Source organism: Mesobacillus campisalis, from assembly GCF_000986785.1.
Lineage (GTDB): Bacteria > Bacillota > Bacilli > Bacillales > Cytobacillaceae > Mesobacillus_B > Mesobacillus_B campisalis.
The window spans coordinates 1-306 of record NZ_LAYY01000096.1; the positions used below are offsets into that span (position 1 = coordinate 1).

Below are 306 nucleotides of genomic sequence, written 5' to 3' on the forward strand. Positions count from 1 at the left end.
CGGGGCGGGAGACAGTGTCAGGCGGGCAGTTTGACTGGGGCGGTCGCCTCCTAAAATGTAACGGAGGCGCCCAAAGGTTCCCTCAGAATGGTTGGAAATCATTCGCAGAGTGTAAAGGCACAAGGGGGCTTGACTGCGAGACCTACAAGTCGAGCAGGGACGAAAGTCGGGCTTAGTGATCCGGTGGTTCCGCATGGAAGGGCCATCGCTCAACGGATAAAAGCTACCCCGGGGATAACAGGCTTATCTCCCCCAAGAGTCCACATCGACGGGGAGGTTTGGCACCTCGATGTCGGCTCATCGCAT

Annotated in this window: 1 rRNA gene; it reads left to right on the top strand. The window is 57.8% G+C overall.

What is annotated here, in order from left to right:
• A 23S ribosomal RNA gene (locus WQ57_RS22615) occupies window positions 1-306 on the top strand; the annotation flags it as partial.